Source organism: Citrobacter sp. CK180 (assembly GCF_030333655.1).
GTDB classification, from domain to species: domain Bacteria; phylum Pseudomonadota; class Gammaproteobacteria; order Enterobacterales; family Enterobacteriaceae; genus Citrobacter_B; species Citrobacter_B koseri.
On the sequence record NZ_JAOWFM010000055.1, the window covers coordinates 337774 to 358908 of the forward strand.

19 protein-coding genes and 1 tRNA gene are annotated in these 21135 nt (G+C 52.5%); 15 read left to right on the forward strand and 5 right to left on the reverse strand.

Features of this window, described 5'->3' with window-relative positions:
• Nucleotides 1-43 precede the first annotated feature (43 nt).
• Nucleotides 44-607 (reverse strand): hypothetical protein, encoded by a 564-nt coding sequence (locus OGV50_RS20435; RefSeq protein ID WP_193940954.1) that lies wholly within the window; start codon nucleotides 605-607, stop codon nucleotides 44-46.
• Nucleotides 608-864: 257 nt separating this feature from the next.
• Here OGV50_RS20435 and OGV50_RS20440 point away from each other — a divergent pair, with 257 nt between their 5' ends.
• On the forward strand, nucleotides 865-1242 hold the full coding sequence (locus OGV50_RS20440; RefSeq protein WP_085347587.1) for a helix-turn-helix domain-containing protein: 378 nt from the start codon (nucleotides 865-867) through the stop codon (nucleotides 1240-1242).
• A gap of 40 nt (nucleotides 1243-1282) precedes the next feature.
• Here OGV50_RS20440 and OGV50_RS20445 read toward each other — a convergent pair whose 3' ends face one another.
• Nucleotides 1283-1852, reverse strand: a complete 570-nt coding sequence (locus tag OGV50_RS20445) for a hypothetical protein (protein ID WP_200093256.1) — start codon at nucleotides 1850-1852, stop codon at nucleotides 1283-1285.
• A gap of 219 nt (nucleotides 1853-2071) precedes the next feature.
• On the opposite strand from OGV50_RS20445, the gene OGV50_RS20450 reads away from it, so the two are divergent.
• From OGV50_RS20450 to OGV50_RS20460, 3 genes are all read left to right on the forward strand, one after another.
• The gene (locus OGV50_RS20450; RefSeq protein WP_200093254.1) at nucleotides 2072-2302 is read left to right on the forward strand and encodes a helix-turn-helix transcriptional regulator; all 231 of its coding nucleotides are present in this window, start codon (nucleotides 2072-2074) and stop codon (nucleotides 2300-2302) included.
• A 150-nt stretch (nucleotides 2303-2452) separates the two neighbouring features.
• Nucleotides 2453-3520 carry a hypothetical protein gene (locus OGV50_RS20455; RefSeq protein ID WP_286488728.1) on the forward strand — a complete coding sequence of 356 codons (1068 nt, stop codon included), beginning with the start codon at nucleotides 2453-2455 and terminating at the stop codon, nucleotides 3518-3520.
• A 319-nt stretch (nucleotides 3521-3839) separates the two neighbouring features.
• On the forward strand, nucleotides 3840-4457 hold the full coding sequence (locus tag OGV50_RS20460; protein ID WP_012135781.1) for a trimeric intracellular cation channel family protein: 618 nt from the start codon (nucleotides 3840-3842) through the stop codon (nucleotides 4455-4457).
• Here the strand turns inward: OGV50_RS20460 and ligB are convergent.
• Nucleotides 4454-6136 carry an NAD-dependent DNA ligase LigB gene (gene ligB / locus OGV50_RS20465; RefSeq protein WP_200093250.1) on the reverse strand — a complete coding sequence of 561 codons (1683 nt, stop codon included), beginning with the start codon at nucleotides 6134-6136 and terminating at the stop codon, nucleotides 4454-4456. The genes OGV50_RS20460 and ligB overlap by 4 nt on opposite strands.
• 256 nt (nucleotides 6137-6392) lie before the next feature.
• On the opposite strand from ligB, the gene gmk reads away from it, so the two are divergent.
• The 8 genes from gmk (at nucleotide 6393) to OGV50_RS20505 (ending at nucleotide 15926) form a co-directional block, all read left to right on the forward strand.
• On the forward strand, nucleotides 6393-7016 hold the full coding sequence (gmk, locus tag OGV50_RS20470; protein WP_012135783.1) for a guanylate kinase: 624 nt from the start codon (nucleotides 6393-6395) through the stop codon (nucleotides 7014-7016).
• A 54-nt stretch (nucleotides 7017-7070) separates the two neighbouring features.
• Complete coding sequence (gene rpoZ / locus OGV50_RS20475; protein WP_000135058.1) at nucleotides 7071-7346, forward strand: DNA-directed RNA polymerase subunit omega; 276 nt, start codon at nucleotides 7071-7073, stop codon at nucleotides 7344-7346.
• Nucleotides 7347-7364: 18 nt separating this feature from the next.
• Nucleotides 7365-9476: a bifunctional GTP diphosphokinase/guanosine-3',5'-bis pyrophosphate 3'-pyrophosphohydrolase gene (spoT, locus tag OGV50_RS20480; RefSeq protein ID WP_012135784.1), complete on the forward strand. Its 2112-nt coding sequence runs from the start codon at nucleotides 7365-7367 to the stop codon at nucleotides 9474-9476.
• 4 nt (nucleotides 9477-9480) lie between these two features.
• Nucleotides 9481-10170, forward strand: coding sequence for a tRNA (guanosine(18)-2'-O)-methyltransferase TrmH (trmH, locus tag OGV50_RS20485; protein WP_049011031.1), 690 nt, complete (start codon nucleotides 9481-9483; stop codon nucleotides 10168-10170).
• Between the two features lie 4 nt (nucleotides 10171-10174).
• Complete coding sequence (recG, locus tag OGV50_RS20490) at nucleotides 10175-12256, forward strand: ATP-dependent DNA helicase RecG (RefSeq protein ID WP_200093248.1); 2082 nt, start codon at nucleotides 10175-10177, stop codon at nucleotides 12254-12256.
• Between the two features lie 103 nt (nucleotides 12257-12359).
• On the forward strand, nucleotides 12360-13751 hold the full coding sequence (xanP, locus tag OGV50_RS20495; protein WP_024131065.1) for a xanthine/proton symporter XanP: 1392 nt from the start codon (nucleotides 12360-12362) through the stop codon (nucleotides 13749-13751).
• Between the two features lie 121 nt (nucleotides 13752-13872).
• On the forward strand, nucleotides 13873-15582 hold the full coding sequence (locus OGV50_RS20500) for an AsmA family protein (protein ID WP_049008087.1): 1710 nt from the start codon (nucleotides 13873-13875) through the stop codon (nucleotides 15580-15582).
• Between the two features lie 249 nt (nucleotides 15583-15831).
• Nucleotides 15832-15926 (forward strand) — tRNA-Sec (locus OGV50_RS20505).
• A 284-nt stretch (nucleotides 15927-16210) separates the two neighbouring features.
• Here OGV50_RS20505 and OGV50_RS20510 read toward each other — a convergent pair.
• A complete protein-coding gene (locus OGV50_RS20510) occupies nucleotides 16211-17119 on the reverse strand; it encodes a LysR family transcriptional regulator (protein WP_115614299.1) in 909 nt (302 codons plus the stop codon).
• A gap of 111 nt (nucleotides 17120-17230) precedes the next feature.
• Between OGV50_RS20510 and OGV50_RS20515 the strand changes: the two genes are divergently transcribed.
• The 3 genes from OGV50_RS20515 to OGV50_RS20525 all read left to right on the forward strand — a co-directional run bounded on the left by OGV50_RS20515 (nucleotide 17231) and on the right by OGV50_RS20525 (nucleotide 20450).
• A complete protein-coding gene (locus OGV50_RS20515) occupies nucleotides 17231-18238 on the forward strand; it encodes a zinc-binding alcohol dehydrogenase family protein (RefSeq protein WP_115614298.1) in 1008 nt (335 codons plus the stop codon).
• 127 nt (nucleotides 18239-18365) lie between these two features.
• Nucleotides 18366-19454, forward strand: a complete 1089-nt coding sequence (locus OGV50_RS20520; RefSeq protein WP_012135794.1) for an AAA family ATPase — start codon at nucleotides 18366-18368, stop codon at nucleotides 19452-19454.
• Between the two features lie 93 nt (nucleotides 19455-19547).
• Nucleotides 19548-20450 carry a carboxylate/amino acid/amine transporter gene (locus tag OGV50_RS20525; RefSeq protein WP_024131066.1) on the forward strand — a complete coding sequence of 301 codons (903 nt, stop codon included), beginning with the start codon at nucleotides 19548-19550 and terminating at the stop codon, nucleotides 20448-20450.
• A 44-nt stretch (nucleotides 20451-20494) separates the two neighbouring features.
• Here the strand turns inward: OGV50_RS20525 and OGV50_RS20530 are convergent, their stop codons facing one another.
• Complete coding sequence (locus tag OGV50_RS20530) at nucleotides 20495-21133, reverse strand: helix-turn-helix domain-containing protein (protein ID WP_114848124.1); 639 nt, start codon at nucleotides 21131-21133, stop codon at nucleotides 20495-20497.
• Nucleotides 21134-21135 lie beyond the last annotated feature (2 nt).

Sequence of the window (21135 nt, forward strand, 5' to 3'; positions counted from 1 at the left end):
TATGTCGAACAACTTAGATTTACTTACACTCCATATGATTTAATCAACCAATTGTAAATGTATGGGATATATAGGGAGACTCAATAACCCTGAACGTCCCCGCACCAACAACATGGTTCATTACTTTTACATTCTGGATAGATGATTTTTCGCGTAATTGTGCTCGATGGTAAAACGCAGAATATGCCACCAAGCCTTCCCCCCAGCTAATATCTCTTGTTGGGGCAATAATCGCATTGCAGAATGATTTGTGTAGGGTAAATAACTCTTCTGCACCATTACCAACAGAGCAACTTGAGAAACAAATGCATTTCCCTCTTAATATCGGCCAGGCAAGTCGATCTAAATCTTGCCATGTAATAATAGCATCATCTGTTAGAGCAAAGCCTCTATCATATCCATGAGCACTAATGTGGACATATTTTATATTTTCTCTTTGAGCGACTTTTAACGCTTTAATGAGCATTTTCTCATTAATAGCCTCAATGCTTTTGGCATTGATACCTTGTAATTGAAGTATACGCTTTAATGTTTCTCCCTCACCTCTGCCATCATAAATATCCTGATCACTACGTGATTCAATAATCAATACTTCCTGTTTTTTCATCAGCCACGCCAAACAAGATATTCGTTTATGAATTTGTTATAGACATACCAAAAAGATCCCATCTTCAGTTCAAGGAGTTGGTTACCGCAAAAGTGTTAGATTACGAGGTATCCACTGCCTTGCTCTCTTCTCCTCCCTTCACCGCAACGACTATAGATGCGCAAAATTCATTTATAATCCATAGATGATGTTCATACAAGAGAAAAAAGGCCACAAACTTCCATCTATAGACATTTTAAGGAAGTGAAGAGCTGTATATGGCCCAGTTACCCTCAGATAGTGCAGACAAACAGGTAGGCCAACGCATTCAAATGCGTCGTAAGGAGCTGGGGATGACAGCCCAGCACTTAGCGGAGCTTGTTGATATATCCCACCAACAGCTTTCTCGTTATGAACGTGGAACGAACAAGATCAACGTAGCCCACCTCGTGAACATCGCGGTCAAGCTCAACACGCCGATTAGCTGGTTTTTCATTGATTGCTTCTCGACGTTTGAAAATGACGTCCAGAAACAACAGGATTTCGCTCCTGTAAAAGATGCAGACTTGAAGAGTCGACTTGATAATATATGGCCTCGCTTAACACATGAGCAAAGGCGCATATTGATTATGTTTCTTGATAAATACACCAAATAGCAGTAATAATTGATGGCTATTTCAACCAAATTTTTGTAAATCAGCAATGAGGGGCATTTTTATCTAATTCCATCATCTCCTGAACGACCTTTTCCAGGTTTAAAAGATCCTCAACAAACTTGTATATATCACGTCTAATAGTTTTGTTATCTAAAGATCTAAGTTCATCACGCTTCACTGATTTCACTGTATTTTCGAGCGATGATAGTGGTGTTTTAATCCCTTTATTTTTTAATTCTTTCACTATATCTGCATCGCTTAAATTTAGTCCATACTTCAAATGACTAACAAGTAGATGTAAGTGCAGCAACTCCTGAGAGTCTTCTGTTTTTGGTATGTACTTTGTTATAGAATCTGAAATTCTCAATAGATACTTCATAACTCCCGAGTATGTTTCTATAAGGTTATATTTTCCTTTCTCTGGGCGACGATAACCTAGAGTCTCACATAATTCGATTAACTTATCATAGTGAAAGTCATCGAGTCTTATTGACAACTTTTTATCCCCAAGTTTGTCCAGTTTTTCCTTGCGTCTGTTTTGGTATTCTATGTACTTCTCACGCCGATGGGCCAACTCTGCATCTTCTCGAATTTCATCTTTCTTAACCATGATTTTTCCTACCTGAATCAAATCACACTTAGATCTGATCATCAGATTAACACGATACCCACGTATTCAAGGAGGAAATCTGATGATCAGATGGAGAATTTGTTCCGTGCGCAATAGGCTCCATTCAATTCATTGATATTTATGTAAAAAATTAAACATAAAAAAATCTGTAAAGGCTGGCTGCATCAATTGGATGCGTAAATCAAACGAGCTTTTACGATGTACACCTCACGTCTGATCAAACTAAAAACCGTCCTTGAATACTGCGCCTTCTCACGAGCAACCCTCTATCGACAGATAAAAGCAGGTCATTTCCCTGAGCCTGTACGCCTGACAGGTGGAATAGCTACTACAAACGAATCCTCGCGTGCTGTTGCATGGCGAGAAGAGGAAATACTGCAATGGATTGCCAATCGTCAAAAAGTGTCGTTAGCAGAAACCAAAATTTGATGACGTTTATGGATCAGAAAATCCCATCCCTCTAATAGCACGTTATATGTACATAGATATGAATAGTGAGAGTAATAACTGATATTGATTCATATGCTGATTATGGCCTCATATGGGCTGTAACTCTCACTATTCTGAGAAGGAATAGTTATGTTATTACACAGAAGCAATATAGATATATGCCAATCTTTAAATATCGGTAACGATAATGACGGGCATAACCTAAGATTAAGAATTGATAAGTTAACTTTAGTTAGTGATTTTCTTCCTGAAGAGGAAAAAAAGGAAGCGTATAGTAAACTGGAAAAAATGAATCAGCGGAGTGAAAGGAAATATCGAGTTGAATACATTAAAAACAAAAAGGAAAAACCTTATCGCAAATCACTAAATATATACAGTAGAAAGAAGAACTCCCCAGTTCTATTGCATATTGATTATGTTCCGAAGCATCCTAATACAGGAGGGCTACGTTTGGATTTTAATCCTCAACATATGACGAAAGTAAAAATAGATGAATTAGTATCATGGATAAATTGCAACTTAGGTGAGATATTTTATCGGCTACTTGTTCGAGCATGGGTTACAAGAATTGATGTAGCTCTTGATGTATATAACTGCAAGCTAGATGATTACCTATGGGGATTTAAAAACACAGGGAAGAGCACGTATTACGATACTGAAAATGGATTACCTGGGGTTAGAATAGGCAGCAATCGCTCTCTTCTACATATTCATTGTTATGAAAAAGTTAATGCACGCCGTGACAGAAAACTCATTCTGAAGGATCGTGCCAAACTGATTAATATCAATCTGGATGATCATAAGCGCTTCTTGCGTATCGAAGCTCGATACAAGCCAGGCGCTAAACCAACCAGTAAGAAAAAAGATGCCTTGATGCTGTCCCAACTCCTGGAGATGAGAAACCCATTCAAACGGCTGCAAGTCTATTCTAACGGCTTAGGAAAGGAGTTGCTTACGAGAGGGTGTCTTACTACCCTCCCAAAAGAACCCAGCGTAATAGCGCTGAAAATCAGTCTCAGACAACAGCTAGGGCGTTCACGCTTGACTGCCTTACTTGCTAGACATAAAACAGTGCTTTTTGATGAACGTGAGATCTGGAATCTGTGGCCACGCTGCGTTGAGCAATTAAGCAGCATATACAACATAGCATCTGCTTACGGTGTACTTAAGGGTGTAGCTAATCGAAAAGACGATTAGATAAAACACTTGTAAATCAAAGCATATATAGCACTACTCAACATTCAGATCCAATCGAGTAAACCTCATTCCCACGTAGCCCGTCGCGATGCGATGGTGCTACGTGCTTCCTTTACACTCCGTACTGCCCTCGCCACTTTCGGATTATTTTTTCTTATCCATTTTCTAATCCATTAAAAATGAATAACGCATAAATAGCGGATGAATCGCAATAACCACATAAAATATAGTTATCAAAATTGCTTCACCTTAGAAAATCTCAATCGTGATATTACGCACAAATCGTTAGTCTCTGCCCTCAGTAAACCAGGGGGAAGACATGCTGTTACACGTTCTCTACTTAATTGGCATTACTGCCGAAGCCATGACCGGGGCGCTCGCTGCGGGTCGACGCCGCATGGATACATTTGGCGTAATTATCATTGCCACCGCGACAGCAATTGGCGGCGGTTCCGTTCGCGATATTCTGCTCGGTCACTATCCGCTCGGTTGGGTACAGCACCCTGAGTACGTGATTATTGTCGCTTCTGCTGCGGTTCTGACGACGATCGTCGCCCCTGTAATGCCTTACCTACGCAAACTGTTCCTTGTACTTGATGCGCTGGGCTTAGTGGTCTTTTCTATTATCGGCGCTCAGGTTGCGCTGGATATGGGGCATAGCCCGGTCATCGCTATTGTGGCGGCTGTCATTACCGGCGTATTTGGCGGCGTATTGCGTGACATGTTCTGCAAACGTATTCCGCTGGTCTTCCAGAAAGAGCTGTATGCTGGTGTTTCCTTTGCGTCTGCCGTGTTGTACATCGCGCTACAACACTACGTATCCAACCAAGACGTCGTGGTTATCTCCACGCTGGTTTTTGGCTTTACCGCTCGCTTGCTGGCGCTGCGTCTCAAACTTGGCCTGCCGGTGTTTTACTATCGCCACGAAGGTCACTAAGGGCTAAAGCCGTTAATATGCCGGGCAGCCAGCCAGTTGCCCAGCGCCCGTATTTCCGGGTTATCCCGCCACTGGATGACCCGCCTGGCGCGCCCCTCCCCTGTCGTCGGAAGCTGTTGCCAGTATCCTGCCGTGCGTGCCAGTAGCTGCCCCCATGAACGATCGCCGCTGGCCTTAAGCGCCGCCTGCGTTAACGGTATGCCCATCGCCATCACCCAGCGGATAAATGGCCGATGCCGCACCAGGTTAAACTGATGCCACAACTGCTTGCTTTTTTCTTTACTAAACCCAGGTGTCGCCTGTAGTTGTTCCTGCGTTAACGCGAGCCAGGAGAAAATATGCTCGAAACGATGCGCCTGGTGAAGCACACGCCATCCTGCCTCCCCCATCCCGTCAACCTCCAGCGCCTCCTTCGACCCCAGCCAGACCAGCCTGGCGATGAACTGCTCCTGGCATACCTCAGTCGCATAAAAACAGGTTAATGCGTTATAGCGATTCCCCGGCGGTGCGGGCTTATCCCGTTGAGTGCTACGCCAGACAACCTTATCAATACGCGGAATCCCCTGTCCGGCAAGGCTGACAAGAATGTGGTCACCTGGCGCAATGTCCCACTCCTCCCAACGCCTGACAGACCCTACATTTACGCGCTTCACCCGTTTATCATCCAGCATTACTGGCGCAAGCGACGCCACAACCGAGATTTTCCCGCTCTTGCCGACAGCAAACTGAACCCCGGTGACTTCAGCCACTTTTCCGACCGGAGGATACTTCCAGGCAACCAGCCAGTCGCCCTGCCCGGGCATCCAGTGTCTGGCCTCAGGTTCTTTACCCGTTCTTACCACGACCCCATCGGTAACGAACGGTAATCCCGTTGTCCACCATGCTGTACGCACGCGTTCAACATCATCAGCGCTTTTCACCGGTTGAGAATATTGTTGTGCAAAGCCAAATCCTGCCCCGGACAGTTGACGCAAGCGCTCAGGCATCGTTGCCGGGCCATCAGGCCATGCCCAGATGAAAACAGACAGCGACTGGAGCGACGAGGTGTTATTCTGGCGCATCATCATTCCGGCGACCTTCGAGCGGGCATTCATTCCTCCCATCTGCCGCTGAATATGGTTGTCGCGCAGCAAAAAAATCTCACCCTGCAACGTGCTATTGGCAAGCGCGCCTTTTGTGCTTTGCGGTACTGCGGGTATTAAACGCACCTTCTGCGTCCAGTCCTCGCCTTTAAGCCCGCTTCCCCGGCTAATCGCGCTGACCAGGCGCCCATCCCGGTATACGAGAGTAACCGCCACTCCATCCACTTTCGGTTGCACCCACAAATCGCTGCGCTTACGCATCCACTGCTGCACCGCCTGTTTGTCCGCAAGCTTTCGCACACCCGTATGCGGAACAGGATGGGGCAATGAGCCGCTCACTGGCGGCGCCAGTTCTGCCCCGGTATCACCGCCAAAGCAGCGTTGCCACTGCACCAATTGCGCGCTGAGCTGATCGTAAACACTATCGTCTACCGCACTAACCCCCTGCTGCCAGTAACTGTCGTTCCACTGGGCGAGCTGCTGCTGTAGCCGGGCGATTTCGTCATTCGCTCTGGCTGGCGACCAGTCAGGGCAAGCCGCCCATACCGGGAAATGCCACAGCAACAGACTCAGCACGATACTTTTCCCTCTTCTCATCAGTACCTCCGCTGTAGATTGCGGGCCAGGTATAACGCGGGGCGTCATCAAAACCGAGAGGCAAAAAGCGATCGTGCGAACGCGCTTCCAGACATTTTCATTGATTGCAGTAACTACACGGTAAATCAGGAAACAGGTACGCAAAACGCAATAAACTGACGCAAAAAGTGTGACAAAGGCTACGTCACATAGCGGCGACGTGTATAATAAGCTCGTATGTAGGCTCTCTTTCGATAATCACATACATAAGATACTCATGGCTCAAGGCACGCTTTATATTGTTTCTGCCCCCAGTGGCGCGGGTAAATCCAGCCTGATTCAGGCGTTGTTAAAAACCCAACCGTTGTATGACACCCAGGTTTCTGTTTCACACACCACGCGCGCACCGCGTCCGGGTGAAGTGCATGGCGAGCATTATTTCTTTGTCGATCATCATGAGTTCAAAACCATGATTGGCAGAGATGCGTTTCTGGAGCACGCTGAAGTGTTTGGTAACTATTACGGCACATCGCGTGAAACCATTGAGCAAGTGCTGGCAACGGGTGTGGATGTTTTTCTGGATATCGACTGGCAGGGCGCACAGCAAATTCGTGAGAAGATGCCGCAAGCGCGCAGTATCTTTATTTTACCGCCGTCCAAAATTGAGCTGGACCGCCGCCTTCGCGGGCGCGGTCAGGATAGCGAAGAAGTAATCGCAAAACGTATGGCGCAAGCTGTTGCAGAAATGAGCCATTACGCCGAATATGATTACCTTATTGTGAATGATGATTTCGACACCGCCCTGGGCGATCTGAAAACCATTATTCGCGCCGAACGTCTGCGCATGAGCCGCCAAAAGCAGCGTCATGACGCTTTAATCAGCAAACTGTTGGCAGACTGAACCCACTTTCAGTATTATGCCCAGTCATTTCTTCACCTGTGGAGCATTTTAAATATGGCACGCGTAACTGTTCAGGACGCTGTAGAGAAAATTGGTAACCGTTTTGACCTGGTACTGGTCGCCGCGCGTCGCGCTCGTCAGATGCAGGTAGGCGGCAAGGATCCGCTTGTACCGGAAGAAAACGATAAAACTACCGTAATCGCGCTGCGCGAAATCGAAGAAGGTCTGATCAACAACCAGATCCTCGACGTCCGTGAGCGCCAGGAACAGCAAGAGCAGGAAGCCGCTGAATTACAAGCCGTTACCGCTATTGCTGAAGGCCGTCGTTAATCACAAAGCGGGTCGCCCTTGTATCTGTTTGAAAGCCTGAATCAACTGATTCAAAACTACCTGCCTGAAGACCAGATAAAACGTCTTCAGCAGGCGTATCTCGTTGCACGTGACGCTCACGAGGGTCAGACACGTTCAAGCGGTGAACCCTATATCACGCACCCGGTTGCGGTAGCCTGTATTCTGGCCGAGATGAAACTCGACTATGAAACGCTGATGGCTGCGCTGCTGCATGACGTGATTGAAGATACTCCTGCGACCTACCAGGACATGGAACAGCTTTTTGGTAAAAGCGTTGCAGAGCTGGTAGAAGGGGTATCCAAGCTTGATAAGCTTAAGTTCCGCGATAAGAAAGAAGCGCAGGCTGAAAACTTTCGCAAGATGATTATGGCGATGGTGCAGGATATCCGCGTCATTCTCATCAAACTTGCCGACCGCACTCACAACATGCGCACGCTGGGCTCATTACGCCCGGATAAACGTCGCCGCATCGCCCGTGAAACCCTTGAGATCTACAGTCCGCTGGCGCACCGTTTAGGTATTCATCACATTAAAACCGAGCTGGAAGAGCTGGGTTTTGAAGCGCTGTACCCAAACCGCTATCGCGTGATTAAAGAAGTGGTAAAAGCCGCTCGCGGCAACCGCAAAGAGATGATTCAAAAAATCCTCTCTGAGATCGAAGGACGTTTGCAGGAAGCAGGCATTCCGTGTCGCGTGAGCGGGCGTGAAAAGCATTTGTACTCTATCTACTGCAAAATGGTGCTCAAAGAGCAGCGTTTTCACTCCATCATGGACATCTACGCCTTTCGCGTGATCGTACATGATGCCGATACCTGCTATCGCGTACTCGGCCAGATGCACAGCCTGTATAAGCCGCGTCCGGGGCGCGTAAAAGACTATATCGCCATTCCAAAAGCGAACGGCTATCAGTCTTTACACACTTCGATGATCGGCCCGCACGGCGTTCCGGTTGAGGTACAGATCCGTACCGAAGACATGGACCAGATGGCGGAAATGGGGGTTGCGGCGCACTGGGCTTATAAAGAGCACGGTGAAACCAGCACCACCGCGCAAATCCGCGCTCAGCGCTGGATGCAAAGCCTGCTGGAGCTGCAACAGAGCGCCGGTAGCTCGTTTGAATTTATCGAGAGCGTTAAATCCGATCTCTTCCCGGATGAGATTTACGTTTTCACACCGGAAGGGCGCATTGTTGAGCTGCCTGCCGGTGCCACGCCGGTCGACTTCGCCTATGCCGTACATACCGATATCGGTCATGCCTGCGTAGGCGCGCGCGTCGACAGGCAGCCATACCCACTGTCACAGCCGCTTACCAGCGGTCAGACCGTCGAAATTATTACCGCCCCTGGCGCACGCCCGAATGCGGCATGGCTTAACTTTGTCGTCAGCTCAAAAGCTCGCGCCAAAATTCGCCAGTTGCTGAAGAACCTCAAGCGTGATGATTCCGTCAGCCTGGGGCGCCGTTTGCTCAACCATGCCCTCGGCGGCAGCCGTAAACTGGCTGAAATCCCGCAAGAGAACATCCAGCGCGAACTGGAGCGTATGAAGCTCGCAACGCTGGACGATCTGCTGGCGGAAATTGGTCTGGGCAATGCGATGAGCGTGGTGGTGGCGAAAAATCTTCAGCAAGGCGAAGCCGCCGCACCTGCCACAACGCAGTCCAATCATGGGCATTTGCCGATTAAAGGCGCGGATGGCGTGCTGATCACCTTTGCGAAGTGCTGCCGCCCGATTCCAGGCGACCCGATCATTGCGCACGTCAGCCCAGGTAAAGGGTTAGTGATCCACCATGAATCCTGCCGCAACATCCGTGGTTACCAGAAAGAGCCAGAGAAGTTTATGGCTGTGGAATGGGACAAAGAGACGGAGCAGGAGTTCATCACTGAAATTAAGGTGGATATGTTTAATCACCAGGGGGCGCTGGCCAACCTGACGGCGGCAATCAACACGACGACCTCCAATATTCAGAGTCTGAATACGGAAGAAAAGGATGGTCGCGTCTATAGCGCCTTTATTCGCCTCACCGCGCGTGACCGTGTTCATCTGGCGAATATCATGCGCAAAATCCGCGTGATGCCGGACGTGATAAAAGTCACCCGTAACCGAAACTAGTTTTATGAACTTACAGCGTTATGCGCGTATCTGCGAGATGCTCGCCAGGCGTCAGCCTGATCTGACGGTCTGCATGGAGCAGGTCCACAAACCTCATAATGTCTCGGCGATCATTCGCACCGCCGACGCAGTAGGCGTACACGAAGTTCACGCCGTCTGGCCGGGCAGCCGTATGCGCACCATGGCGTCGGCGGCAGCGGGCAGCAATAGCTGGGTACAGGTGAAAACCCACCGTACCATCGGCGATGCGGTCAGCCATTTGAAGGGCCGGGGCATGCAGGTTCTGGCGACTCATCTCTCTGATAAAGCCGTTGATTTCCGCGAAATCGATTACACGCGCCCAACCTGCATCCTGATGGGGCAGGAGAAAACCGGCATCACCCAGGAAGCCTTAGACCTGGCGGATCAGGACATCATCATCCCGATGATCGGCATGGTGCAGTCACTTAACGTTTCCGTCGCTTCCGCTCTGATTCTCTACGAAGCACAGCGCCAGCGGCAGAACGCCGGCATGTACCTGCGTGAAAACAGCATGCTGCCGGAAGACGAACAGCAGCGCCTGCTGTTTGAGGGCGGCTATCCGGTGCTGGCGAAAGTCGCCAAGCGCAAGGGCCTGCCCTACCCTCACGTAAACATGCAGGGTGAGATCGAGGCCGACGCCGCCTGGTGGTCCACGATGCAGGCAGCAGGGTAATCACATGAAAGGCCGTTTGCTGGATGCCATCCCGCTCAATTCCCTGACCGGCGTTGGCGCGGCACAAAGCAGCAAACTGGCAAAAATTGGCCTGCACACCGTGCAGGACCTCCTGTTGCACCTTCCCCTGCGTTATGAAGATCGCACCCATCTTTACCCGATTGGCGAACTGCTGCCGGGCATTTACGCCACTGTTGAAGGCGAAGTGCTGAACTGCAATATCACCTTCGGCGGTCGCAGGATGATGACCTGCCAGATTAGCGATGGCTCCGGCATTCTCACCATGCGCTTTTTCAACTTCAGCGCGGCAATGAAAAACAGCCTGGCGACCGGACGGCGCGTACTGGCCTATGGTGAAGCCAAACGCGGGAAGTACGGCGCGGAGATGATTCACCCAGAATACCGCGTGCAGGGCGATCTCAGCACGCCGGCGCTTCAGGAAACGCTCACGCCCGTTTATCCGACCACCGAAGGCATTAAGCAAGCCACGCTGCGTAAGCTCACCGACCAGGCGCTGGACCTGCTTGATACCTGCGCCATTGCCGAGCTTCTGCCGCCTGAACTTGCGCAAGGAATGACGAGCCTGCCGGAAGCCTTGCGCACGCTGCATCGCCCACCACCGTCGTTACAGCTTAGCGATCTGGAAACCGGGCAGCATCCGGCGCAGCGACGCCTGATTCTGGAAGAGCTACTGGCGCATAACCTGAGCATGCTGGCGCTGCGTGCCGGCGCGCAGCGTTTTCACGCCCAGCCGCTTAGCACGAACGATTCACTGAAGAATCAGCTGCTGGCCGCATTGCCGTTCAAACCAACGGGTGCGCAGGCGCGCGTGGTGGCGGAGATAGAACGCGACATGGCGCTCGATGTGCCAATGATGCGTCTGGTGCAGGGCGACGTCGGTTCCGGTAAAACGCTGGTCGCCGCACTGGCTGCGCTACGCGCCATTGCGCACGGCAAACAGGTGGCGTTGATGGCGCCGACAGAACTGCTGGCCGAGCAGCATGCCAGTAACTTCCGCAACTGGTTTGCACCGCTTGGTATTGAAGTGGGCTGGCTGGCAGGTAAACAGAAGGGAAAAGCGCGCCTGGCGCAGCAGGAAGCCATCGCCAGCGGGCAGGTACAGATGGTGGTCGGCACCCACGCGATTTTCCAGGAGCAGGTACAATTTAACGGGCTGGCGCTGGTGATTATCGATGAACAGCACCGCTTCGGCGTCCATCAACGTCTGGCGCTGTGGGAAAAAGGTCAGCAGCAGGGGTTCCACCCGCATCAGTTAATCATGACCGCAACGCCGATCCCCCGCACCCTGGCAATGACCGCCTATGCCGATCTCGATACCTCCGTGATTGATGAGCTACCGCCGGGTCGCACACCTGTCACTACCGTTGCCATCCCGGACACCCGTCGTAGCGATATTATCGATCGCGTCCGCAATGCCTGTACCCAGGAAGGCCGCCAGGCATACTGGGTCTGTACGTTGATTGAAGAGTCAGATTTGTTAGAAGCCCAGGCTGCGGAAGCGACATGGGAAGAGCTCAGGCTCGCCTTACCGGAGTTGAAGATTGGTCTGGTTCATGGGCGGATGAAACCCGCAGAGAAGCAGGCGGTGATGGCGGCCTTTAAGCAAGGTGAGCTGCACCTGCTGGTCGCGACAACGGTGATTGAAGTCGGGGTGGATGTCCCCAACGCCAGCCTGATGATTATCGAAAACCCGGAACGGTTAGGTCTGGCGCAATTACACCAGTTGCGTGGACGCGTGGGCCGTGGCGCGGTGGCCTCCCATTGCGTACTACTCTACAAATCACCGCTCTCGAAAACCGCACAGAAGCGCCTTCAGGTCTTACGGGACAGCAACGACGGCTTTGTGATTGCGCAAAAGGATTTAGAGATTCGCGGCCCCGGTGAACTGCTGGGCACGCGTCAGACGGGTAACGCCGAGTTCAAAGTGGCGGATTTGCTGCGCGATCAGGCCATTATCCCGGATGTTCAACGCATCGCCCGTCACATTCACGAACATTATCCGCAACAGGCAACCGCCCTGATTGAACGCTGGATGCCCGAAACCGAGCGTTATTCCAACGCCTGATAACCCCTGCCCGAGACCGTTTGTAAAATTTATAAATGCAATCGTTTGCTTTTACCATCTGGTCAGATAAAATCACCGCTTTTCCACCATGGGATTGCCTCTGATGTCTGTTAACACCGTCGAGTCGGCAAATGCGCAACCGGTTGCGCAAACGCAAAACAGCGAACTGATTTACCGCCTTGAAGATCGCCCGCCGCTCCCTCAAACCCTGTTTGCCGCCTGTCAGCACCTGCTGGCAATGTTCGTCGCGGTCATCACGCCAGCGCTGTTAATCTGCCAGGCGCTCGGTTTACCGGCACAAGATACTCAACACATTATCAGTATGTCGCTGTTCGCCTCCGGTGTGGCCTCAATTATTCAAATCAAAGCATGGGGGCCGGTCGGTTCAGGGTTGTTATCTATTCAGGGCACCAGTTTTAACTTCGTCGCCCCGCTGATTATGGGCGGCACCGCGCTGAAAACCGGCGGAGCGGACGTCCCCACCATGATGGCAGCGCTATTCGGCACGCTGATGCTGGCAAGCTGCACCGAGATGGTTCTCTCCCGCATACTGCATCTGGCGCGCCGCATTATCACACCGCTGGTCTCCGGCGTGGTGGTGATGATTATCGGTCTGTCGCTGATCCAGGTGGGTTTAACATCCATTGGCGGCGGCTATGCCGCAATGAGCGACAACACCTTTGGCGCGCCCAAAAACCTGATGCTGGCAGGCGTTGTACTGGCGCTGATCATCCTGCTTAACCGCCAGCGCAACCCCTACCTGCGCGTGGCCTCGCTGGTGATCGCGATGGCGGCAGGCTATCTGCTGGCCTGGTTTATGGGAATGCTGCCGGAAAACACCACACCGGCAACACAAGACTTAATCATGGTGCCCACGCCGCTGTACTACGGTCTGGGCATTGACTGGAACCTGCTGCTGCCGCTGATGCTGGTCTTTATGATCACCTCGCTGGAGACCATCGGCGATATCACCGCCACCTCCGATGTCTCCGAGCAGCCGGTCTCCGGGCCGCTGTATATGAAGCGTCTGAAAGGCGGCGTGCTGGCTAACGGCCTGAACTCTTTTGTTTCTGCCGTGTTCAATACCTTCCCCAACTCCTGTTTCGGGCAGAATAACGGCGTGATTCAGTTGACCGGCGTGGCCAGCCGCTATGTCGGCTTTGTGGTAGCGTTGATGCTGATCCTGCTCGGCCTGTTCCCGGCGGTAAGCGGCTTTGTGCAGCACATTCCTGAACCAGTGCTCGGCGGCGCCACGCTGGTGATGTTCGGCACCATCGCCGCTTCCGGCGTGCGTATCGTCTCCCGTGAACCGCTGAACCGCCGCGCTATCCTGATTATCGCGCTGTCGCTGGCTGTCGGCCTGGGCGTTTCTCAGCAGCCGCTGATCCTGCAATTTGCGCCAGACTGGGTGAAAAACCTGCTCTCCTCCGGCATTGCCGCTGGGGGCATCACCGCTATCGTTCTGAACCTGATTTTCCCGCCAGAGAAGCCGTAAGCGAAATGCGGCGATGATCGACAATCATCGCCGCTGTAACGCTCTTTCACCATTCCCGCCTTGAGGATTGCGCGTAAATCGTGCATAACTCAGATGTGTGCACTTCGCGGGATGGAAGACCATGAAATTTATTGGAAAGCTGATTCTCTACATATTGATTGCCCTTTTGGTGGTGATCCTCGGCCTCTATTTTCTGCTGCAAACCCGCTGGGGCGCGGAGCATGTAAGCGCCTGGATATCAGAGAACAGCGGGTACAGCCTGACATTTGATGTCATGGATCACCGCTTCTCCGCACCGTCCCACGTTTTGCTTGAGAACGTTACGTTTGGCCGGGATGGCCAGCCCGCCACGTTAGTCGCGAAAACGGTGGATATCGGCCTGAGCAGTCGCCAGATAACCGATCCCCTGCACGTCGACGCCATCCTGTTGCAGGACGGCACGCTCAATATCTCCCCGCAGACCGCACCGCTTCCTGTTCAGGCTGACCGCCTGCAATTACAGAACATGGCGCTTAACAGCCCGGGCGGTGAGTGGAACCTGAGCGCTCAGCGCGTTAACGGCGGCGTGGTTCCCTGGCGTCCCGAAGCGGGCAAGGTATTGGGGAATAAGGCACAGATCCAGCTCAGCGCTGGTTCACTCACGCTGAATGATGTTCCCGCGACCAACGTGCTGGTTGAAGGCAGCATTGATAAGGAACAGATAATCTTAAGCAACATTGGCGCAGACATTGCGCGCGGTGCCTTAACCGGCGTGGCGCGACGCAACGCGGACGGCAGTTGGGTGGTGGAAAATCTGCGTCTGAACGACATCCGGCTACAAAGCGATAAATCGCTGACCGACTTTTTTGCCCCGCTCACCGCTATCCCGTCTCTGCAAATTGGCCGTCTTGAAGTGACCGATGCCCGCCTGCAAGGCCCGGACTGGGCAGTAACCGACCTCGATCTCAGTTTGCGCAACCTGACGTTCAGCAAAGATGACTGGCAGACGCAAGAGGGCAAACTGTCGATGAATGCCAGCGAGTTCATCTACGGTTCTCTGCATTTCTTCGATCCCATTCTGAATGCCGAATTCTCACCGCAGGGCATTGCGCTACGCCAGTTCACGACCCGCTGGGAAGGCGGTATGGTCAGAACATCCGGCAACTGGCTGCGTAATGGCAAAGCGCTAATCCTCGACGATGCCGCCATTGCCGGGCTGGAATACACGCTGCCGGAAAACTGGAAGCAACAGTGGATGAAACCTCTGCCAGGCTGGTTAAACAGCCTGACGCTGAAAAAATTCAGCGCCAGTCGCAACCTGGTGATTGATATCGACCCGGCTTTCCCGTGGCAGCTCACCGCGCTGGATGGTTATGGCGCGAATCTGGGACTGGTGCAGAACCATCAATGGGGTATATGGAGCGGGAACGCAACGCTTAACGCGGCAGCCGCGACGTTTAACCGAGTGGACGTGCGTCGCCCCTCCCTGGCGCTGGCGGCAAACAGCAGCACAGTTAACATCAACGAGCTGAGCGCATTTACGGAGAAAGGGCTGTTAGAAGCCACGGCCAGCGTTTCACAACTCCCCCAGCGCCAGACAAAAGTCAGCCTGAACGGACGCGGCGTGCCAATGAACGTATTGCAGCAATGGGGATGGCCTGCGCTGCCCATTTCCGGCGACGGCAACATCCAGCTTACCGCCAGCGGTAATATCCAGGCGGACGCCCCACTGAAGCCAACGGTAAACGGTCAGTTGCACGCGGTAAACGCCGATAAACAGCAGGTGACGCAAATAATGCGGGCAGGCGTTGTGTCAGGAGCGGAAGTCACGCAACCACAGCCTGCGCAATAGTGTGTTTTGCCCGGTGGCGCTACGCGTACCGGGCCTGTGACAGGTTTTCTCACGAAACGTCGCATGGACGTTATGTGTACTCATAATTCCCAAAAGATATGAAAACAGGTAACTCATGGATTTTGTGAAGATTTATATGAAACCGATCATGGTAAGGCGAAAGGCTGATGAAAAAAGTGAGTGGGGGGATGTGGAAACCTTGAGAAAGTAGCTATAATGCGCCCCGCCTCCATGTAGCAATGTGGGCGCGGAAGATCGTCGTCTCCGGTGAGGCGGCTGGACTTCAAATCCAGTTGGGGCCGCCAGCGGTCCCGGGCAGGTTCGACTCCTGTGATCTTCCGCCAAAGTTCCTCACTCTTCCCCTGGGTCTTAAGCCAATTCCCCAAACTCATTCCTTCATTGCGACCTGATCTTTAAACGCCCTCACCCATTATTAAGAAATCGATTATGGCTGTATCGTCCTGACGGCCTGGAGCGAACGGGAGAAAACATTACCTGGTGAACTAAAAGAAGCACAACCGCAGTTAAAAAGGATTAAGGGCGCGCTGATTCCCCTCGTCATATTGTGCGCCGGATGGCGCTTACGCTTATCCGGCCTACAAAATACAAACGGCAACGCATATCGCCTTCACATCGGGGGGAGTTCCAGCCTTTCGCAGCGCGCTTTTACCGCTTCGTGCAGCAGGCGGACTGCCGTCGAAAGCTGTTTGCGGTGCGGGCAGATCATGCTCAGCGGGACTTTCTCTCCCTGATAATCTGGCATCAGGCGCTGCAATCGCCCGTCACGCACATCTTCAGAGACATCAAGCCAGGATTTATACGCCATCCCCTCTCCGGCGATAGCCAGCCGCCGGATAACTTCAGCATCATCGCTCATCATGGTGCCGTTGACCTGTACGCTGCTGACGTCACCGTTGCGGATGAACGTCCAGCGGTCATGCAGGCGTCCGCGCAAGACGAACGTTAACGCATTCAGATTCGCTAAATCATCGGGATGACGTGGATCGCCGTGTTGCGCGACCCAGTCCGGCGAAGCCACCAGCACACGCCGGTTATCGGGGGAGACGGGCAGCGCGATGTAAGAAGCATCTTCCGTATTGCCGTAACGGAACGCGACATCAACCGGATCTTTAAATACATCGGCGACCTGATCGGAGAAAAACACCCGCAGGCGCAACGCAGGGTGGCGATGGCGAAACGACTGGAATACCGGGAGCAGTAAATTGCGCCCAAGATCGGAGGGCACGGCGATTTGCAGCGTACCGGAGATCTCATCTTCCGGCGTCTGAATTTTTTGCAGCCCGGCGTGCATCACCTCAAGCATCTGCCTGGCGTAAGGCAACCAGACCTCGCCTTCCGGCGTCAGCCGTAAGCTGCGGGTCGAGCGTGCGAACAGGCGAATGTTTAACGTAGACTCCAGCCGTTTGATGGCGGAACTGACCTGGGCAGGCTGTACCCCGGCTTCCCGCGCCGCATCGCTAAAACTGTTTAGCGCCGCCGCGCGAACAAACAACGTGAGATCTTCAAGCCGGAACATTTTCACTCCCCGAATATAAGTCCTGTCATCGTGAGGCTATTTTTCCCGTTCTGCTGGCGGTTTACCATCGAATTATACAAACGATAAACCTGTTCCCACACCGGAGACGTTATGAAAGCCATCGCAATTACCCGCGCCGCGCCAGAAGGCAGCAATATTGAGTTTTTACAGGACATTGACCTCCCTGTTCCGGTCGCCGCCGGACATGACCTGCTGGTTGAGGTGAAAGCCATCTCCGTTAACCCGGTCGATACCAAAGTACGCGCGGGTTTTAACGCAGAGACCCCGCGCGTGCTGGGCTGGGATGCCACAGGCGTAGTGAAATCAGTCGGCGAGGCGGTGACATTGTTCGCACCGGGGGATGAAGTCTGGTATGCCGGCGCGTTGGGCCGTCCGGGAAGCAACAGCGAGTTCCAGCTTGTTGATGAGCGCATCGTCGCGTTGAAACCCAAAACGCTGGATAATGCCGCCGCAGCAGCGCTGCCGCTAACCTCGATCACCGCATGGGAAATGTTGTTTGACCGCCTCGGCATTGAAGAAGGCGGCAACGAAGGGGATACGTTGCTGATTGTCGGCGCCGCAGGCGGCGTGGGCTCCATCCTGACGCAGCTGGCCCGCAAACTCACCCGACTGACGGTAATCGGCACCGCGTCGCGCCCGGAAAGCCAGAAATGGGTACGCGAAGCCGGTGCGCATCATGTCATCGACCATAGCAAACCGCTAACGGAAGAGCTGGCGCGGATCGGCATCAACACGGTGACGCACGTCGCCAGCCTGACCCACACTGATAAGCATTACCCGCAGCTCATCGAAGCCCTGGCGCCGCAGGGTAAGCTGGCGCTGATAGACGATCCGGCAACGCTCGATGCACGACCGCTGAAAACAAAGAGTATTTCGCTGCACTGGGAGTTTATGTTTACCCGCTCAATGTTTGAAACCGACGATATGCTCGCCCAGCATCAGCTACTGACCCGCGTGGCGCAGCTTATTGATGCTAAGGTGATTCACACCACGCTGGGCGAACATTACGGAGCCATCAACGCGGCGAATATTCAGAAAGCGCACGCACAGCTTGAAACGGGCCGCTCCGTCGGCAAGATTGTGCTGGAAGGCTTCTGATAAGCCCCCCAGGGACGAGAAAGTCGCCCCTGCTTTTTTATACGCCTCGTAAAACTATATGAACGGGTTGTCTCTTCCGGGACGAAATCGCTATGCTTGCCGCATCGCCCCTCTACCGCTAACGCCCATGATCAAAACGCTGCACATCGAAAACTACCGCTCGATTCGCCATCAGTCTCTGGAACTGGAACAGCTCAATATCGTCTTCGGCCCTAACGGCACCGGAAAGTCGAATATCTATAAGGCGATTCACCTGATGCACAGTGCGGCACAGGGGCAGTTCTCACAGGCGCTGGCGAACGAAGGCGGCATTCTGAAGGTATTCTGGGCCGGGAAAACGCGCAGCGACCAGTTGCGGCGCATGACTCTGGCGGTAGAAACAGAAACCTATGAATACGAGTTACAGGTAGGGTTTGTCGAGAAGCTCCCCTACCCGTCGCAGTTCGATCTCGACCCGGTCATCAAAGAGGAGTCTGTCTGGTTGAGCGGACACGCTCGCCGCCCCTCCTCACAGTTGATGAAACGTAAAAACCAGGTCGTATTCCTCAATAATATCCATCACGAGAAAGTCACCCACAGCGGCACGCTGTATGAGAACGAGTCGGTATTCGGCCAGTTGGGAGAGCCACACCTCTACCCGGAGGTGTCGCAGATGCGAGAAATGCTGCGCAACTGGCGCTTTTATCATGAGTTTTCAGTCTCGTCTGGTTCTGCGATTCGTGTTCCGCAGGTGGGATTCCGCTCACCGGTTCTGGCCAGCGACGGAGCAAACCTGGCGGCAGCGTTCCAGACAATCGTCGAGATTGGCGATGAACTGCTGCTGATGCGGATTCTCGATCGGGCATTTCCCGGTTGCGTGTTCTACAGCGATAACAGCGGCGGCCGCTTTCGCCTGATGATGAAACGCGAAGGGTTGACCCGTCCGCTGGAACCTGCGGAGTTCTCGGATGGCACGCTACGTTTCCTGTGCCTGGCCGTAGCGCTGTTAAGCCCGCGACCGCCAGCTTTTATCGCGCTCAACGAACCGGAAAACAGCCTGCATCCGCAGATGTTGCCCGCCCTCGCCCAACTGATCGCCGAAGCCAGCCGCCATTCGCAAATCTGGCTCACCAGTCATTCGCCTGAACTGGCCAATCTGATCGAGAAACATGCCGCGTTTTCGCTGTATCAACTGGCGATGGAGGACGGTGAAACACAGCTTACCCGACTGTCGTAAAAGTGGGCGATGCTAACGCCCGTCTCGTTTGTGCCGCCATCTCTGCTATGATGCCTGCACATAAAAAAGACAAAACACCATGTTGAGGAAAAAATGGGGTCCACCAGAAGAGGGATGCTGAACGTCCTGATTGCCGCCGTATTATGGGGAAGTTCAGGGGTTTGCGCGCAGTACATTATGGAACAAAGCCAGATGTCGTCGCAGTTTCTGACCATGACGCGTCTGATATTCGCCGGGTTAATTCTGCTGATGCTCTCGTTTGTTCACGGCGACAAAGTATTTTCCATTTTCAAAAACCGCCAGGACGCCCTAAGCCTGCTGTTCTTTTCCATCATGGGGGCGCTTACCGTACAGCTCACCTTCCTGCTCACCATTGAGAAATCCAATGCCGCCACCGCAACGGTGCTGCAATTTTTATCGCCGACGATTATCGTGGCGTGGTTCTCGCTGGTACGGAAAGCGCGCCCCGGCATTCTGGTGCTGACGGCCATTCTCACCTCTCTTATTGGCACCTTTTTGCTGGTAACACACGGTAATCCGACATCGCTGTCTATCTCGCCTGCCGCGCTATTCTGGGGGATTGCCTCCGCGTTTGCCGCAGCGTTTTATACGACCTGGCCCTCTACGCTGATCGCGCGTTACGGCACGCTTCCTGTCGTTGGCTGGAGCATGTTGATCGGCGGCGTGATATTGCTGCCCTTCTATGCCGGGCAGGGAACGGATTTTGTGGTCAGCGGCAGCCTGATTCTGGCGTTTTTCTATCTGGTGGTCATCGGCACATCGCTGACTTTCAGCCTGTATCTGAAAGGGGCGCAAATGATTGGCGGGCCGAAAGCGAGCATTCTGAGCTGCGCGGAACCGCTAAGCAGCGCGTTGTTATCGCTGCTGTTGCTGGGCATCAGCTTCACCCTGCCGGACTGGCTTGGTACATTGCTGATCCTCTCGTCGGTGGTGCTGATTTCAATGGATTCCCGCCGTCGCGCCCGGGCGGCATAAGGCAAAAGAGTGGACTCCAATAATCTGGTCCACTCTTTTATCGCTTATAATGTCGCGTTAATGTTTATTAGCCTTTTGTATAATCTGCAATTTTTCTGGTCGATAAGCTTACGCGTCAGCGCCCAGCGCTCCCGATAAACCAGTTTATCGCTCACATTTAATTCCAGTGCGATTTCTTTAACCGACATGCCTTGTAAGAGATGAAACACAATTTGCTGCTCACGCAGCGTGAACAAGAAACTACTTGAACGGCATTTTCTATTGCCATTAATTACCGCATTACAATGCACCATGAAAGCATCCATGCGCTCCCTGACCACCGTAAGGCCATGCAGTCCGGCGACCGAAAGAAAAGAGGTATGGTCAGGGTTATACATATCGACAAAAAAGAGTATATGATTAAAACGCATTCGCTTTATCTCTTCCCCTTTTGCCGAGAGGGTAATATCGTGTTCGAGCGTGCGACTGCGTTGTTTATACGTCGCATCAAACCGCAATGAAAACGGAATAAAATTACTGTACTTATCGATCAGGTGAAAGGGTATATCTTCATTAAGCCCCATTTTCAATCCTGATTCATGCAGGGCATCTTCAAAAAGTGTATGAATGGCAATACCATCATAAATATTTTTTGTCAGGTAAATAAATTTAAAACGTAAGGATGAAGGGTTAAAATTAAGCATAA